This window comes from Gordonia namibiensis NBRC 108229, assembly GCF_000298235.1.
GTDB classification, from domain to species: Bacteria; Actinomycetota; Actinomycetes; order Mycobacteriales; family Mycobacteriaceae; genus Gordonia; species Gordonia namibiensis.
Map to the genome: position 1 here is coordinate 19,393 of NZ_BAHE01000052.1, position 15,515 is coordinate 34,907.

General features: G+C 66.9%; 12 protein-coding genes. 4 read left to right on the top strand and 8 right to left on the bottom strand.

Annotated features, from left to right (window positions below; genetic code table 11):
* Positions 1-93: 93 nt before the first annotated feature.
* Positions 94-981 carry an alpha/beta hydrolase family protein gene (locus tag GONAM_RS19200; protein ID WP_006868416.1) on the bottom strand — a complete coding sequence of 296 codons (888 nt, stop codon included), beginning with the start codon at positions 979-981 and terminating at the stop codon, positions 94-96.
* 206 nt (positions 982-1,187) lie between these two features.
* Between GONAM_RS19200 and GONAM_RS19205 the strand changes: the two genes are divergently transcribed.
* Entirely contained in the window at positions 1,188-2,363 is a 1,176-nt protein-coding gene (locus GONAM_RS19205) for a polysaccharide deacetylase family protein (RefSeq protein ID WP_006868417.1), read from the top strand.
* A 34-nt stretch (positions 2,364-2,397) separates the two neighbouring features.
* Here GONAM_RS19205 and GONAM_RS19210 read toward each other — a convergent pair whose 3' ends face one another.
* From GONAM_RS19210 to GONAM_RS19235, 6 genes are all read right to left on the bottom strand, one after another.
* A complete protein-coding gene (locus GONAM_RS19210; RefSeq protein ID WP_006868418.1) occupies positions 2,398-3,966 on the bottom strand; it encodes a hypothetical protein in 1,569 nt (522 codons plus the stop codon).
* Positions 3,967-4,072: 106 nt separating this feature from the next.
* Entirely contained in the window at positions 4,073-4,924 is an 852-nt protein-coding gene (locus GONAM_RS19215) for an HpcH/HpaI aldolase/citrate lyase family protein (RefSeq protein WP_006868419.1), read from the bottom strand.
* A complete protein-coding gene (locus GONAM_RS19220) occupies positions 4,921-6,084 on the bottom strand; it encodes an acyl-CoA dehydrogenase family protein (protein ID WP_006868420.1) in 1,164 nt (387 codons plus the stop codon). Before GONAM_RS19220 ends, GONAM_RS19215 begins: the two co-directional genes overlap by 4 nt.
* A gap of 88 nt (positions 6,085-6,172) precedes the next feature.
* The gene (locus GONAM_RS19225; RefSeq protein ID WP_006868421.1) at positions 6,173-7,552 is read right to left on the bottom strand and encodes an MmgE/PrpD family protein; all 1,380 of its coding nucleotides are present in this window, start codon (positions 7,550-7,552) and stop codon (positions 6,173-6,175) included.
* Positions 7,549-8,760, bottom strand: a complete 1,212-nt coding sequence (locus GONAM_RS19230) for a CaiB/BaiF CoA transferase family protein (RefSeq protein ID WP_006868422.1) — start codon at positions 8,758-8,760, stop codon at positions 7,549-7,551. The genes GONAM_RS19225 and GONAM_RS19230 overlap by 4 nt, the downstream gene beginning before the upstream one ends.
* On the bottom strand, positions 8,757-9,320 hold the full coding sequence (locus GONAM_RS19235) for a MaoC family dehydratase (protein ID WP_006868423.1): 564 nt from the start codon (positions 9,318-9,320) through the stop codon (positions 8,757-8,759). Before GONAM_RS19235 ends, GONAM_RS19230 begins: the two co-directional genes overlap by 4 nt.
* A gap of 255 nt (positions 9,321-9,575) precedes the next feature.
* On the opposite strand from GONAM_RS19235, the gene GONAM_RS19240 reads away from it, so the two are divergent.
* From GONAM_RS19240 to GONAM_RS19250, 3 genes are all read left to right on the top strand, one after another.
* The gene (locus GONAM_RS19240) at positions 9,576-11,654 is read left to right on the top strand and encodes a hydantoinase/oxoprolinase family protein (RefSeq protein WP_006868424.1); all 2,079 of its coding nucleotides are present in this window, start codon (positions 9,576-9,578) and stop codon (positions 11,652-11,654) included.
* Between the two features lies 1 nt (position 11,655).
* Complete coding sequence (locus GONAM_RS19245) at positions 11,656-13,476, top strand: hydantoinase B/oxoprolinase family protein (protein ID WP_006868425.1); 1,821 nt, start codon at positions 11,656-11,658, stop codon at positions 13,474-13,476.
* An 89-nt stretch (positions 13,477-13,565) separates the two neighbouring features.
* A complete protein-coding gene (locus GONAM_RS19250) occupies positions 13,566-14,780 on the top strand; it encodes an amidase (protein WP_006868426.1) in 1,215 nt (404 codons plus the stop codon).
* Here the strand turns inward: GONAM_RS19250 and GONAM_RS19255 are convergent.
* The gene (locus tag GONAM_RS19255) at positions 14,764-15,504 is read right to left on the bottom strand and encodes a FadR/GntR family transcriptional regulator (RefSeq protein ID WP_006868427.1); all 741 of its coding nucleotides are present in this window, start codon (positions 15,502-15,504) and stop codon (positions 14,764-14,766) included. The two genes, GONAM_RS19250 and GONAM_RS19255, sit on opposite strands and share 17 nt — an antisense overlap.
* Between the last annotated feature and the right edge of the window lie 11 nt (positions 15,505-15,515).

Consider the following 15,515-nt stretch of genomic DNA (forward strand, 5'->3'; position numbering starts at 1 on the left):
GCGCGGAAGACCGGACTCCGCGCTCACCATTTCCGCTACCGCTCACCAGTTGTCGGTGAGCGGGAAAGGAACGAGTGAGCGAAACGTGCGGGCCTAGCCGGTCACCTCATCGACGTCGTCCAGATCTGCCGACGATGCGCCGGTGATGATGTCGAGGACCCTGGGGTACTCGGGCGCGGTCGAGGTCACCACCGAGCCGTGGTTGCCGCCCGGGAGCAGCACCGCTGTGGCCTCGCCGCCCTGCTTCACGACGGCGTCGACGTATCGGGTCGAGTTGACCGACGAGACCATGCGGTCGCCGGTGTTGTGCACGGCGACCACCGGCGTCGTGGGATCGATGTTCTGGATGGGGTCGACCATCGTGTACCGCTCCGGGACCTGGCGCGGAGTTCCACCGAGGGCGGTGACGATCCGATCGTCGCCATGCGTTGCGGCATAGACCATGTCGAGAGGCCCGGCGAGCGACACCACACGCGTGGGCCGGAACACGGGCCGCGCACCGACCTCGTTGTCGTCGAGCTTGTGCCGGGTCCCGCCCCACACGGCGAGCTGGGCACCGGCGCTGTGCCCGACGACGAGTTCGTCGTCGGTGGTGATCTGCGGGAACTGCTTGTCCACCACCGAGACATGGTCGAGTGCGCTCGCGACGTCGCGGAACGTCGTCGGCCAGCCGCCGCCCGAGCCGACGCGGCGGTACTCGACGTTGTAGACGGCCATGCCGCGTTCGGCGAGATCACGCGCGAGCGGTTCGAAGATGTCCGCGCCCAGCGCACTCTGCCAGGCGCCGCCGTGGATCAGGACGACCAGCGGGATCGAGTCGACCCGCTGTTCCCCCGCCGGGAGGTACAGCTCGGCCCAGTTCTGTTCGCTGTCGGCGTCGCCGGGCGTCGGGTACTCGAAACGGTGGATGGTGACCTCGTCGAGGTACTCGGGCTCCTCGGTGGTGGTCGACGTCCGGGTGTCCACGGGGCCCGAGGCCAAGGGGTCGTCAGCGGTGCACGCCGACAGGCCCAGACCTGCGGCGAGCGCGATACCCAGAATGCGAAGTGGGACAGGCGACCAGCGGTATCGCCGCGGTTCTGTCGAGGTCAACGAAGGCAACAATTCTGTGCCTGCCTTTCCGGCCACGAGGCCACCATGCATTCTGCCGAATAGAGTAAAGCGGAAGTAAAGGCGGGGGTGTCCAATTGGCGATCAGGCGCGGAAAGCGAACGACCACTCTGCCGATCGTCGTAGCCGCTCTTTCCATGTTGGTCGCCGGTTGTGCAACGTCGGCGAATTCGGCTGTTCCCGAACCGATACCGAACATCAGCACCACATTGTCGCCGGCCCCACCCCCACCGCCGACGCGCCTAGCGTCGAATGTCCCGATGAAGCGGCTGGCACCGGGCGAGAAGCCACCGCAGTTCATCCTGTTCTCGTTCGACGGGGTCGGCGTGTCGAAGAACTGGGATCTGTTCTTGCGCACCGCAGCCGAGTCCGATGCGAGATTCACCACGATGATGACCGGGCTCTACTTCCTCACCGACGCCAAGAAGCGCCACTACCGCGGCCCCGGCTACCAACCCGGTGAAGCAGCGATCGCGTTCGGTGGATCCAAGAAGGACGTGATCGAGGAGATCACCTACCTCAACCGAACCTGGTACAACGGCCACGAGATGGCCACCCATTTCGTCGGCCATTTCTGCGCAGGCACAAAGAATCCGGGCAAATCGTGGACCAGTGCCGAATGGCGTCATGAACTGGCGCAGTTCTTTCGGCTCATGACCCAGTGGCGTCAACTCAACGGCATCCGCACCGGCCCCGACCTCGCCTTCGGACCCGAAGCCGTGAAAGGCACTCGGACACAGTGTCTCGAGGGGTCGATGAAGGCACTCTTCCCCGCGTTGCGCGCCTTCGACATGATGTGGGACTCCTCGATGCCGGCGTCGCGGCCGGGTCTCTACTGGCCGACGAAGATCAACGGCATCTGGGAGTTCCCGGTCCCCTACGTGTGGTCGCCGGCGCTCCGGCAACGGCAGACCGCGCTCGACTACAACTTCTGGTACAGCGTCAACAAGGCGACCGACCGCCCCGCGGACCGCAAGCGCATCGCCAAGGTCGTCACGAGCACCTATGACTACATGCTGCGCCGTGCCTACGAGGGCAACCGTGCGCCCCTGGTGATCGCCAATCACCTAAACACCTGGAACGCCAACGCCTTCAACCCGGCGACCGCCGCCTTCATGCGTCGCGCGTGCACCAGGCCGGACGTCATCTGCGCCACCCACCAGGACGTCATCGCCTGGATGGAGTTGCAGGACCCCGCCGTCTTGGAGAAGTGGCGGTCGATGGCCCCCGTCGCCGTCGACGCACATCGCTAGAACGCTTCCCCCGCCGGTTCACCCGACGGTGGGATCACCTGATCGACAGCGGCACCGACGTCGTCGACCCGCCGGCGCGCACCGTGGCGGACAACGGGTTCCAGCCGGTCCAGATGTTGACCGGGATGTCGGCCTTCGCACCCGGACGGAGGGTGATCGGCGTGCTGGTGAGCGCGTTGCGGTCGATGAAGGTGTCGCTGCGTTCGACGGCGACCTGGAACTTCTGCGCACGCCCCGCGCTGTGCACGCTCACCCCGGTCGGCGTCGCACCAACGGAGACCGACGACCCCGGCCCGATCACGAGCTGGGAGGTGTCGGTGGACACCGAGCGCAGTGAATCCTCGGTCGCCACCTCGAACTCCGCGGACGTCGGAGCAGACGAGGTCACCCGCACCGCATGACGCGCCGGGTCGATGTCCAGGGCAGCGACAGCACCGGACGGCACCTCGAGATCACCGACCGCGACCGCGCCGCCGGCGCTCAGGATGGTCGTGTTGATGTCGGCGGTTCGTCCCGCCTCGACACCGTCGACGACGATGCGGAACCGCTTGCCGGCCGGCACGGTGAATCGTGCGGTGTTGTCGTTGTTGAGCAGGAGCTGCTGCTCGACACCGGGAATCGGCTTCCCGGACAGATCGGTGACCCGGACGTCCCAGTCGACGTCACCCACGCCTCGGGCGGTGCCGTTGGTGTCGCTGACCACGACGACGGTGTCATCGGAGCGAAGGTCCGGATCCTGGTGACGCGCCAGCGCCTCGGCCAGCGGGACGAGCACCATCTTGTTCTTCGGCGAGCCCTGGTACAACATGGTCGGCTCCGACGGGTTGGTCGCCGTCGAGTAGTACCAGGTGTCCGCGGCGGGGTCGACCACCACCATCTTCTCGACGCCCGGGAAATTGTTGTCGTAGACCACGATTCCGCGCTTGCCGCCGCCGAGATCACGGAGCGCGACAGGGGTGATCGCATGCCCGGCCGTCGGCTCCTCGCTGTCGAAGATGGCGAGGATGTAGTTGTCGTTCCGCGCCCACGCGGTGCGCAGCTTCGACAACGCCTGCGGCACTGTGACCGCGGAGGCCGCGAGGTCCGTGGGAGGGAAGCCCTGGGTGATGAACAACCGGGCGATCAACTCGTCGAGCGGTCCCGACGCGGGCATGCTGTAGACGCTCTGCCCCGGCAGCGCCAGCGGGAACTGGCTCAGGCGCTTCGTGTTGTACAGGCCTGCCAGCGCCGCCATGCCGTAGCAATGACCGCCCCTCATCGACGCGTTGAATTCCGCCATCACGAGTTCGGCGACGGTGGTCGGCGAGCAGATCCCGAGCACGATGCGGGCGCACACCTCGTCACCGAAGACCGCGCGCATGCCGTCGATGGTGAGGCCGCGCCGATGCAGTGCGTCGTTCGGTCCCCAGTTCTCGAACGAGAAGCCGTCACGTTTGACGTCGAAGCCGGAGTGCGCGACGACCTTGCCTGCCTTCGGATTCACGACGGGGGCGGCACCGGCGGTGTCGGCTCCCGCAGTGAGGAATGCCGCCGCAGCGGCGGCTGCGAGCCCCGCCGCCGAAAAACGGACTGACCAGCGAGAACGAGACCCGGTGTTGAGCATTGCAAAACAGTAGCGGACAAATCGGGCTCAACGACCTCTTCCGCCCGATATCGGCTGACCAGACGATCAAGATGTCACGGATTTGCCCAGCCGTACGAGAGTTCGGTCAGCAGGCTCGACGGGCGAGCGTTCGACGAGCGATCCGCGCGACCGCCTCGTCGATGAGCCGCCCGGCGCTGTCGGTGGCTGCGGCACCACCCGCAACGTCGAACGCTGCGAGTACATCCTGCGCCGAGGCGATCTCGGCGTCGGTCGGTGCCATCCCCGCGCGAGCAGGTTCGATCTGACGCGGGTGGATACATGCGCGACCGAGGAACCCGAGTCCGGTCAGCTGTCTGGTCTCCATTCGAAACGATTCGGGTTCGTCGATCACCGGCGACGCGGCCCCGAGCGGAGGCCGGATGCGAGCCGCGGCCGAGGCGGCGACCACTTGCGAACGCGCCCAGAGAAGTTCGTTTCCGACAACCGCTGTCACTCCGAGATCTGCGGCGAGGTCGACCTCGCCGATCTGGAGGAACTCCACCCGTGGTCCGGCAGCGATCGCCGCCGCGTTGCACAGTCCGGCACCGGTCTCGATGAGCGGCGAGACGGGGGTCCGCGGACGGCCCGACTGTCGTTCGAGGTCGGTCAACAGTCGATCGACGCGCTCGAGAGTCGCAACATCCTCACATTTCGGCAACCAGACGCCGTCGGCACCGGCCTGGACCGCCATGGCGAGGTCATCGATCAACTCGGACCCGGGATTCACCCGAACCCACACCGGCACTGCGGAGTCACGGTCTGCGAGCCATGAACCCGCCGCGATGCGTGCGGCGTCCTTGTCCGCAACGGGAACCGCGTCCTCGAGGTCCAGCACGACGGCATCGGCTCCCGAGGCGGCGGCCTTGTCGAATCGCTCCGGCCGGTCGCCGGGGACATAGAGGTAGATCAGCTCGCCGGTGATCGAACCCGCGGTCATCCGACGGTGACGCTGCCGTTGACGAGGGCCTTGGCGATGACCGTCCTCATGATGTCGTTCGTCCCCTCGCCGATCGACATCAGCGGGGCATCCCGGTAGTAGCGCTCGACGTTGAACTCGGTCGAGTAGCCGTATCCACCGTGGATCCGCATCGCCTCGAGACTCGCGGTGATCGCCGTCTCCGATGCGAAGTACTTGGCCATGCCGGCTTCACCGTCGACGCGGGCTCCCGAGTCTGCTTTCGCGGCAGCCCAATACGTCATCAGGCGGGCCGCCTGCAGCTGGGTGGCGATGTCGGCCAGCTTGAGCTGGATCGCCTGGAAGTCCGAGATCGGTTTGCCGAAGGCGGTGCGCTGCCGCGAGTAGTCGAGCGCCGCATCGTACGACGCCTGCGCGATGCCGACGCTGCGCCCGGCGATGTTGAGCCGGCCGATCTCCAACCCGGACAATGCCTGCTGCATGCCGCGTCCCTCCACCCCGCCGAGCAACGTCGATGCGGGCACCCGCACCTCGTCGAGGAAGATCTCGCAGGACTCGGTGCCCTTGTAACCGAGCTTGCCCAGATCGCGCTGGACCTCGAAGCCGGGAGTGGTGGTGTCGACGAGCAGGATGCTCATCCCCTTGTGCGCGGGCGACGTCGACGGGTCGGTCTTGACCAGTACCGGCAGCACATTTGCGTGACGCGCGTTGGTGATCCAGGTCTTGGTGCCGCGGATGACGTAGTCGTCTCCATCGCGCGTGGCGGTCGTCTTGATGCCCTGCAGGTCGGTGCCCGCACCTGGCTCGGTCAGGCCGATGCCGGTACGGCATTCGCCACTCGCCAAGCGGGGCAGCCACTGCTGCTTCTGTTCTTCGGTGCCGTGCCGGGCGATCATCCAGCACGCCAGGTTGTGACTGCCGAGGATGCCGGCGATCCCCATCCAACCGCGCGCGAGTTCTTCGTATACGAGGGTGAACGAGACCATGTCGAGCGCGAGCCCGCCGTACTCCTCGGGGGTGGTGATCCCGAACAAGCCCATGTCGCGCAAACGAGCGACGATCTCGGTGGGATAGCGACCCGTGCGTTCCCATTCGTTGGCGACCGGAATGATCTCCTTGTCGACCAACTGCCGGAGCGCCGAGCGGAAGTCGCGCTGTTCTTCGGTGAAGCTGAAATCCATTGGATGATCCTTGTTCTGGGTGTGTGTGTCGACCCTCCGGCGCATCTGCGGACCGGCGATCGGTGATGACGAGTTTCTACGTCGACGGTCAGCCGACGACGGCGGCCGCGAGCGAGGTGATCGCCTTGACGGACGTGGCGTCGCACAGTCCGAGGACGGCTTCGACCAGTGCGTCCACCGCGTCGCCTGCACCGGTGTTGCCCCGGAACTTCTCCGCCACCGCCGCATCGTCCATCGGTTGGCCCGAAGTCCCTTGGCTGCAGGGAACCTCGCCGACGAGTCGGGTGGAGTCGGCGAGGGTGATGACCGCCCGACCGGCAGCGTCGGCGGCCGGACGGTCATCGGGCACGGGGACGATCTCGACGAGTGCGGCGGTGGTCGCCACCTCGGGACGGGCAATCGACTCTGGCCCGTAGGTGTCGACGGTGACCGCACCGTCGTGGACGAGAGCGGCGACGCTCCACGGCAGGTCGAACTTCGCGTCGTAGATGCTTCGGGGACTGCGGGTGCCGGTTCCCGGCCCGCACACGATGTCCACGCTGTCGGGGTGGACGTCGACGGCGATGGAGGTGATCTGCGACGACGACACCTCGACACCATGTCGCTCAGCATCGGCCAGCGCACGGGCCACCGCGTCGAGCGAGGCATGCATGAGTTGGCAGCTCGGGTACGGCTTGATCCCGATGTTCGAGCTCTCCCAGCGGGTTCCGAGGTCCGCGACGATCGATTCGGGATCGACGTCGCGGTCGGCCAGCGCGCGATACAGCCCGCGCCGACCCTCCAGCACCGATTCGGGTCCGCTCGCACCTTCGCGCGCGAGACGCGCGGCGAGAACCCCGCTGAACCCCGCGTTGCCCGGGTGCAGGATCTTGGTGTTCGCGCCGGTGTCGAGGAACTCCAGCAGCCCGCCCGACGACGATGCGGCGATGCCGATCGCATCGGTGAGGCGGTCCGCCCCTTCGCCGTAGAGCAATCCCGCGGCGACCGCCCCCGCGAGCGGGCCGACGACCGCGGTCGCGTGGAGGCCGCGGGCATGGAATCCGTGGGGTGCGGCGGCACCGAGACGACAGGCGACCTCGAGCCCGGCGACCAGAGCGGTGACGGCCTCGGCACCCGTGGCTCCGACCTCCTCGGCGACCGCGAGAACAGCCGGGGCGACGACGGTCGTGGGGTGCACGAGAGCACCGGCGTGGGTGTCGTCGAAGTCGAGCGCATGCATCAGGACGCCGTTGGCAAAGGCCGCGGCAGGAGCCGAGATGGCCTCGGAGTCACCGAGCGGGTGTGCCTGTGCCGGACCGCCGAGTCCGCGGGCCACGGCCAGCCCGGGGCCGCCCTGACCGCGGCGCCGGGCACCGATCGCATTCCCGACGCCGTCGAGCAGATGACGGAGCGCCGCGCGACGCGTCTCCTCGGGGATCGCTTCGATTGTCAGGCCGGCGGCCCACTCCGCGAATCGGCGGGCGGTCATGGCGTCGCCTGCCCGATCGCCCCGAACGCACCGTCGTCGACCAGGCCCTTGATGTCCTCAGTGCTGTAACCGAGCAATCCCATCACCTCGTCGAAATTCTCGTTGCGGCGCGGTGCCCGACGATACTCGGCCGGTTCGTCACCGAATCGGACCGGCGAGGTGACCTGGCGTACCTCGCCCCACACCTCGTGCTCGGTGCTGGCGATCAGGCCGCGCGCCAGGGTGTGCTCCTCGGTCAGCGCCTGCTCGACGTCGTTGATCGGGCCGGTGGGAACCCCGGCCTCGGTCAGGAGCGAGACCCAGTGCTCGACCGTCGCCTCGGCGAACCGCTTCTCCAGCACGGGCAGCAGTTCGTCCTTGTTCTCTCCACGGGCGGTGAAGTCGGTGAACCGCGGGTCCTCGAGCAGCTCGGGCAACCCGATGGTCTCGGCCAATCGCACCCAGAACTTCTCCTTGGCGCAGCCGACGACGAACCAACCGTCGGAGGCTTCGAAGGCCTGGAAGGGCACCAGAGACGGGTGCGCCGAGTTCTTGGTGCGTGCCGGCCGGTATCCGGCGTTGAGGTGCCAGGCAGCCGGGTAGGTGAGCATCGAGATCGCGGTGTCGTAGAGCGACACGTCGCAGTCGCCGCCGATACCGTCACGTCGCGCGGCGTGCAGGCCGGACATCAGACTGAGTGCCGCGACGTACCCGCCGCAGAAATCGACAAGGGACAGACCGGATTTGGTGGGTGGCCCGTCAGGGTCACCGGTCAGGTCCATCCATCCGGCCAGGCCCTGCAGGATGTAGTCGTACCCGGGTTGTTTCGCACGCGGACCGGTCATGCCGAATCCGGTGAGGCTGCAGCACACGATGGCGGGATTGAGGTGTTTGAGGTCGTCGTAGGTGATCTTGATCTTCGCCGGCACGTCGCCACGCAGGTTCGAGTACACCGCGTCGCTGGTTCGCACGAGATCTTCGAAAACCCTGCGGCCGCCCGGTGTACCGAGATCGAGCGACAGGCTGCGCTTGTTGCGGTTGAAGGTCTCGAAGAACAGCGAGTCCTCACCCTTGTTGTACGGCGGGACATACCGTCCGACGTCGCCGCCGGACTTCGGCTCCTCGATCTTGATCACGTCGGCGCCCAGATCGGCGAGGTGCACGCTGCCGAACGGCCCCGCACCGTATTGCTCGACCGCGATGATGCGGACGTCTTCGAGCGGCCTCACCGCGTGGCCTCGATCGAATCGGACTCGGCCGCTTCGAGTTCGGCGAGGGAAGGCCCCTTGACCTCCGGGAAGTAGTTCTGCCCGATTCCGCTCTCGCGGGTGGCGACCATGACCGAACGCTTCCAGGACACGACGACATCGCCGTCCTGGTTCACCCCACGGGTGGTCATCGACACGATGCCGGCGTACGGCCGCGACTTCGACTGCCGCAGACCGGTACAGATGCTCTCGGCGTAGATGGTGTCGCCGACATAGACGGGATGCTGGAGCCTGACGTCGGTGAACTGCAGGTTCGCGACCGCGTTCTGGCTCATGTCGATGACCGAGAGTCCGAGCACCAACGCAATGGTCAGACCCGAGTTCACGATCACCTTGCCGTCGGTGATCGGATTCGTCCGGGCGAGGTGTTCGTTGAAGTGGTTCTGGTTGGTGTTCATCGTCAGGCACGTGATCCACGCGTTGTCGGTGTCGGTGATCGTGCGACCCATCGGGTGCTGGTAGACGTCGCCCACGACGTAGTCCTCGAAGAAACGTCCGAGCGTGGCGGGATGGGTGGTCAATGGTCCTCCTGAGGGGGTGCGGCGTCCCGAAGATGTAGCGCCGTGACGCGGACCACCATAAACATCTGATCTTTTGACCGTCAAGGCCGCGCCGATCCTGGATGTTTGCCGAATTTCGTCTCTGGGGTTGCCGAAACAATCGGAGGTATTGCAAGATGCACTCGAGCGGACTTATGGCTCAGATCACTTCTGTCACCGGCTGATCGCATCGATCCGGCGGCGGCGTGACGGCTTTGGAATAGGAAGCGAGTTTCGATGAAACGAATCGGCGTGGATGTGGGCGGCACGTTCACCGACCTGGTCCTGTGGGACGACGACGGGACGGTGACGGTGCACAAGACGCCGTCGACCAACCACGATCCCTCGATCGGCACGATGGACGGGATCGAGGTGCTCGCCCAGCGCGCAGGCATCGACGTCGCCGACATCGAGATGTTCTTCCACGGGACCACCGTGGCGACCAACATCGTCCTCGAGCACAACGGCAGCGACGTCGGCATGATCACCACCGACGGGTTCCGCGATCTCCTGCACATCGCGCGCAAGAAGCGTCCGCTGAACTACTCCAACTACCAGGATCTGCCCTGGCAGAAGTGGCAGCTGGTGCCGCGCCGCAACCGGCGCACGGTGCCGGAACGCATGGACGCCGCAGGCAACGTGCTGACCCCGCTCGACGAGGACGCGGTCCGGCGTGAGGTCGCGCTGCTCCGCGAACGCGGGGTCGAGGCGATCGCCGTCGCGTTCCTGCACGCCTACCGGAATCCCACCCATGAGCAGCGGGTCCGGGAGATCATCGCCGAGGAGTACCCCGGCGTGTTCGTCTCCCTCTCGAGCGACGTCGCCTCGCAGTACCGCGAGTACGAACGCTTCTCCACCACCGCCCTCAACGCCTTCGTCGGCCCCAAGACCTCCCGCTACATCGAGAACCTGGCCGGGAAGGCCAAGGCCGCACAGGTCGGCGAGGACGTCCACCTGATGACCTCGGCCGGAGGTCTCGTCACGTCGCGGAGCGCGAGCGAGGTCCCGGTATCGCTGCTGACCAGCGGTGTCGTCGCCGGACTTCTCGGCGGCTGCTTCATCGGCAAGGCCTCGGGCTACCCGAGCGTCATCACCCTCGACGTGGGCGGCACGTCGGCCGACATCGGCGTCGCACCGGACGGCAAGCTCCGGATGAAGCACCTGCTCGACACCCGCATCGGTGACTATCACGCGATGGTCCCGATGGCCGAGGTCGACACGATCGGCGCCGGCGGCGGGTCGATCGCCAGCATCGACGAGGGCGGCATGTTCCGCGTCGGACCGCGCAGCGCCGGTGCCATGCCGGGGCCCGCCTGCTACAACCGCGGCGGCACCGAACCCACCTCCACCGACGCCATGGTGGTCATGGGATGGCTCGGAGCCGACAGCTTCCTGTCCGGAACCATGGAGGTGAAGCCCGAGCTGGCGACCGAGGCGGTCAAGACCCACATCGCCGACAAACTCGGTGCCGATCTCGAACATGCCGCGATGGGCATCTTCCAGATCCTCGCCCACTCGATGACCGAGGCCATCTCCCTGCACTCGGTGCGCAAGGGCTACGACCCGCGTGAGTTCTCGCTGGTCGCCGAGGGTGGCGCCGGGCCGCTGTATGCATGGCAGATCGCCGAGCATCTGGGCATCCCCCGCGTCATCGTCCCCGGCCATCCCGGGATCACCTCGGCGGTCGGCCTGCTGACCACCGACGTGCGGTACGAGGTCCCCACCACGGTCTGGACCTCCTCGGCCGAGCCCGATCTCGAACTGCTTCGACGCGAGATGGACCGACTCGCCGACCAGGCCGTCGCCCAGCTACGCGCCGACGGCATCGCCGACGAGGACATCACCCTCGAGCGCAGCGTCGACTGCCGTTACGTCGGACAGGGTTACGAGCTGCGCGTGCCTGCACCCGCCGGCGAGATCACTGCCGAATGGGTCGAGCAGACCGCGGCCACCTTCCACGAGGTGCACGGTCGCACCTACTCCCAGCGCTTCGACGACAAGCCGGTGCAACTGGTCAACATCCGGGTGACCGGTGTCGGCGCGGTCGAGCACATCCGCATCTCGGAGATCGAGAAGGGCGACGCCGACGCGTCGGGAGCGATCAAGACCACCACCCAGGCGCTGTTCTGGAAGAACGACTCCGCCGATCCCGAGTGGGTCGACACCCCGATCTACGACCGCGCATTGTTCAAGGCGGGCAACACGTTCGAAGGTCCGGCGATCGTTCAGCAGTTCGATTCGACGACGATCGTCGGCATCGGGCAGAAGGCCACGGTCGACGCCGTCGGTCACATCATCATCGAGAGGAGCGCCTGACATGGCGAAGACCCTGATGCCCACGGACGGCGTCTCCCTTGCGGCCGAGGCGAATCGGACCTGGGACACCGTCGAGGTGGACCCGATCACCCTGCGCGTCATCGGCGGCGCCCTCAACTCGATGGCCAAGGAGATGGCGCAGGTCCTCTACCGTATGGCCTACTCGAGCCTGATCCGCGAATCCGAGGACCTCGGCGCCGGCATCTTCGACGTCAACGGTCGCGAACTGTGCGAATCGGATTCGACGCCGATGCACTGCGGTTCGATTCCCGCGTACATCCGCGGCGTGAACCGGCGTCTTGCGGGCACCTACAAGCCGGGTGACGTGATCCTGCACAACCACCCGTACCACGGTGCGGCCCACTCCCCCGACTACGGCGTGATCATCCCGATCTTCTGGGAGGGCGAGCACATCGGGTTCGCCGGCTGCACCGGTCACGTCTCCGACATCGGCGGCAACTTCCCCGGCTTGTGCATGGACGTCGTCGACGTCTGGGCCGAGGGCAAGCTGATGGATTCGATGAAGATCTACGACGGCGGCGTCCGCAACGACATGCTGATCCAGCACATCCTGGACAACGTGCGCACCCCGGAACAGAACCGCGGCGATCTCGAAGCCCTCATCGCCTGCTCGCGTATCGGCGAGAAGCGCTTCATCGAACTGCTCGAGAAGTACGGCCTCGACGTCGTGATGAGCGCCGCGGACCGGTGGATGGACTACTCGGAGGAGATGCTGCGCAGCCGCATCCGGGCGATCCCGAACGGGAGCTACGAGGCACCCATCGGCTACCTCGACGATGACGGCAAGAACCGCGGTGTGCCGTTGAAGGTCGCGGTGCGCGTGCAGGTCGAGGACGAGGACGTGCTGATCGACCTCACCGGTTCCAACGACCAGGTGCCCACGGCGTTCAACGTGCCCTTCGAGGGTTCCGTCCTCCCGGTGGCCGTCAGCGCCATCCGCACCATCCTGCTCGACGAGCACCTCACCGAGGAGTTCGTACCGCAGAACGACGGGTGTTTCCGCCCGGTGCGGGCCTACGCGCCCGAGGGCACGATCTTCAATCCGGATTTCCCGGCGTCGTGCTTCGCTCGGTTCTCGCAGGTCAACCGCATCTTCGACTCGATCAACCTGGCCCTTGCACCGGTCCTGCCCGAACGGGCGATCGCCGGGTCGTCGGCCGCGCTGTGCGCGATCGCCTACTCCGGTCTCGCCGAGGACGGCGAATCGTACTGGGTGTACATCGAGATCAACGAGGGTTCGTACGGCGCACGCAACGGCAAGGACGGCATGGATGCCGTCGACGCCCTGATGGCCAACACCCGCAACAACCCGATCGAGGAGCTCGAGCTCAACCACGCCATGCGCGCGGAACGCTACGAGCTCCGCGACGAGTCCCCGGCCCCCGGGCAGTGGCGAGGCGGCATCGGAAGCGTGCGGACCTGGTACATGGAGACCGACACCTTCCTGGGCTCGGAGGCCGACAACCGCACGGATCCGCCGGCCGGCGCGCTCGGCGGCGGCGACGGCGCGTCGGGATCGTTCATCCGGAACCCCGGCACCCCGGACGAGGAGGTGCTGTTCTCCAAGGTCACCCAGGAGGTCATCCACGCCGGTGACCGACTGGAGATCCGCATGCCCTCGGGTGGCGGTTTCGGAGATCCGTTCCTGCGCGATCCGTTCGCGGTGCTGTCCGACGTGTGGGACGAGTACCTCACCGCCGAAGAAGCACGCCAGGACTACGGTGTCGTCGTGAACACCGACAACTGGACCGTCGATGCAGAGGCAACCGAGCAGCTGCGCGGATCCCGGGTGGCATCCTGACCAGTCCGTTCGAGGGGGCCGGCCAGACCGCCGGCCCCCTCGGCACGTCCGCGACATCCCCTGACGACGTCGTTGCCGTCGCCGGCCGCTTGAACACGGTCATCTCATGGGTCCCCGAAGAGCTCGGTGCCGATCCGAGTGGCGCGCAGGGCCCACTGAACGGTGTCCGGATCGGGGTCAAGGACAACATCGAGGTCGCGGGCGTGCGGTCGACCTGCGGATCGGCGTACTTCGCCGACCGGATGGCCGACCGGGACGCCGCCTGCGTCGCGGCACTCAAGCGCGCCGGAGCCACCATCACCTCCACGCTGAACCTCGCCGAATTCGCCGTGGGCGTCACGAGCCAGAACTCGGCGTCGGGCGGTCCGGTGAATCCCTGGGACGCCGGCCGGGTGCCCGGCGGCTCCAGCGGCGGTTCCGGCGTCGCGGTGGCAGCCGGTGTCGTCGACGTGGCACTCGGCACCGACACCGGTGGTTCCATCAGACTCCCCGCGGCCTGCTGCGGGGTCACCGGTCTCCGGCCGTCAACCGGGGTTCTGGACATGTCCGGGATCTTCCCGGTGAGTGCGTATTTCGACACCGTCGGGCCGCTCGCACGTACGGCCCGACAGGTACGCGAGACGTTCGCGGTCCTCGCCGGCTCGGACGTGGCAGGTGTGGATGCCGACAACCTGAGGGTTGCGGTCCCCCGGCCGTTCGTGACCGACGACGTAGACCCGGCCATCGCGGACGCCGTCGGCGAGACCGTCGAACTACTCCGACGGTTGGGGCACCGGGTCGTGGAATGTCCCGTGCCGCACAGCGAGTCAGCGCAGGATGTGGTCTACACCCTGGTCTATTCGGACCTCGCACGTACGCACGCCGAACGGTTGCGCGACGAGCCAACACGGTTCCAACAGGCAACCCGGGAACGAATTGCCCTGGGATTGACCATCTCCGACGAGCAGCGAGCAGCCGCCCTGCGGGAACGAGACCTGTTCCGGGCCGCGATGACCGACATGTTCGGTGAGATCGACGTCGTACTGACCCCGGCGATGCCGGTGGATGTGCCGCGACTCGGCGGCGGAGAAACCGTGGTGGCACAGGCCCGCCGGATGGGACAGCTGACATATCCGTGGTCGCTGCACGACGGTCCGACCCTTGCTCTTCCGGTCGGCGTGCATCCGTCCGGTATGCCGATCGGTGCACAACTGACCGCCGCACGCCTACACGAGGGAACTCTCCTCGCGTTGGCCGAGCAGATCCAGGCGCACAGTGAGTGGCACCTGCGGGTCCCGCCCGTCCGCGTCAGCTCTGACGTCTGAGCAGGTCCATCTGCTTGTAGACGTCGCCGAGATGGTCGAGGTGCCGGCGCATGAGGGTCATCGCCGTCATCGAGTCCCGGCGCTCGACCGCGTCGAGGAGTGCTCGGTGGTCTTCGTCGACGCATCGCCAGAACCCCTCTGGCGCAACGTCGCGGCTGAATCGGCTGCCGATGACGCGGAAAACCGGGACAGTGATGAGGTCGAGTAGCGGGTTGTCCGCCGCCCGCAGCAAGATGCGGTGGAATTCCTGGTTGCTCGCGTAGACCTCGGGACCGATCCCGGCGTCGGGATCGAAGATGGTGGCGCGCAACTCTTCCAGGTGCGCCTCGGTGTGACGGTAGGCCGCGACGCCGGCAGCGGGCACCTCGGTGAGCTGCCGGACCTCCATGAGCTGGTCGACGGTCACCCCTTCGGCCGCGGCGAGGAGCGTCACTCCCGCCTCGAGGTGCGCACTGAGCTGACCGATGTCGGGTTTGGCGACGAACGTACCCCCGGTCACCCCGCGGGTGGTGTGGACGAGGTTCTCGCTGGCGAGGGTCCGTATGGCCTCGCGGACCGTGCTCTGTCCGACGCCGAACTCGGCGCGGAGTTCGACGTCGGGGGGCAGACGAGTACCAGGGGTCAGCTCACCGGCGAGGATGCGTACCCGAAGCGCGTCGGCCACGATCTCGTACGCCGGGCGTCGTCCGGACTTGTTCGATCCGGGCTGATTCGCTTCTGTCACAACATGATCCG

What these genes read in the sequence shown, in the direction of transcription:
- GONAM_RS19210 (WP_006868418.1), bottom strand. Translation starts at nt 3,966, where the DNA reads ATGCTCAACACCGGGTCTCGTTCTCGCTGGTCAGTCCGTTTTTCGGCG.
- GONAM_RS19215 (WP_006868419.1), bottom strand. Translation starts at nt 4,924, where the DNA reads ATGACCGCGGGTTCGATCACCGGCGAGCTGATCTACCTCTATGTCCCC.
- GONAM_RS19220 (WP_006868420.1), bottom strand. Translation starts at nt 6,084, where the DNA reads ATGGATTTCAGCTTCACCGAAGAACAGCGCGACTTCCGCTCGGCGCTC.
- GONAM_RS19225 (WP_006868421.1), bottom strand. Translation starts at nt 7,552, where the DNA reads ATGACCGCCCGCCGATTCGCGGAGTGGGCCGCCGGCCTGACAATCGAA.
- GONAM_RS19240 (WP_006868424.1), top strand. Translation starts at nt 9,576, where the DNA reads ATGAAACGAATCGGCGTGGATGTGGGCGGCACGTTCACCGACCTGGTC.
- GONAM_RS19245 (WP_006868425.1), top strand. Translation starts at nt 11,656, where the DNA reads ATGGCGAAGACCCTGATGCCCACGGACGGCGTCTCCCTTGCGGCCGAG.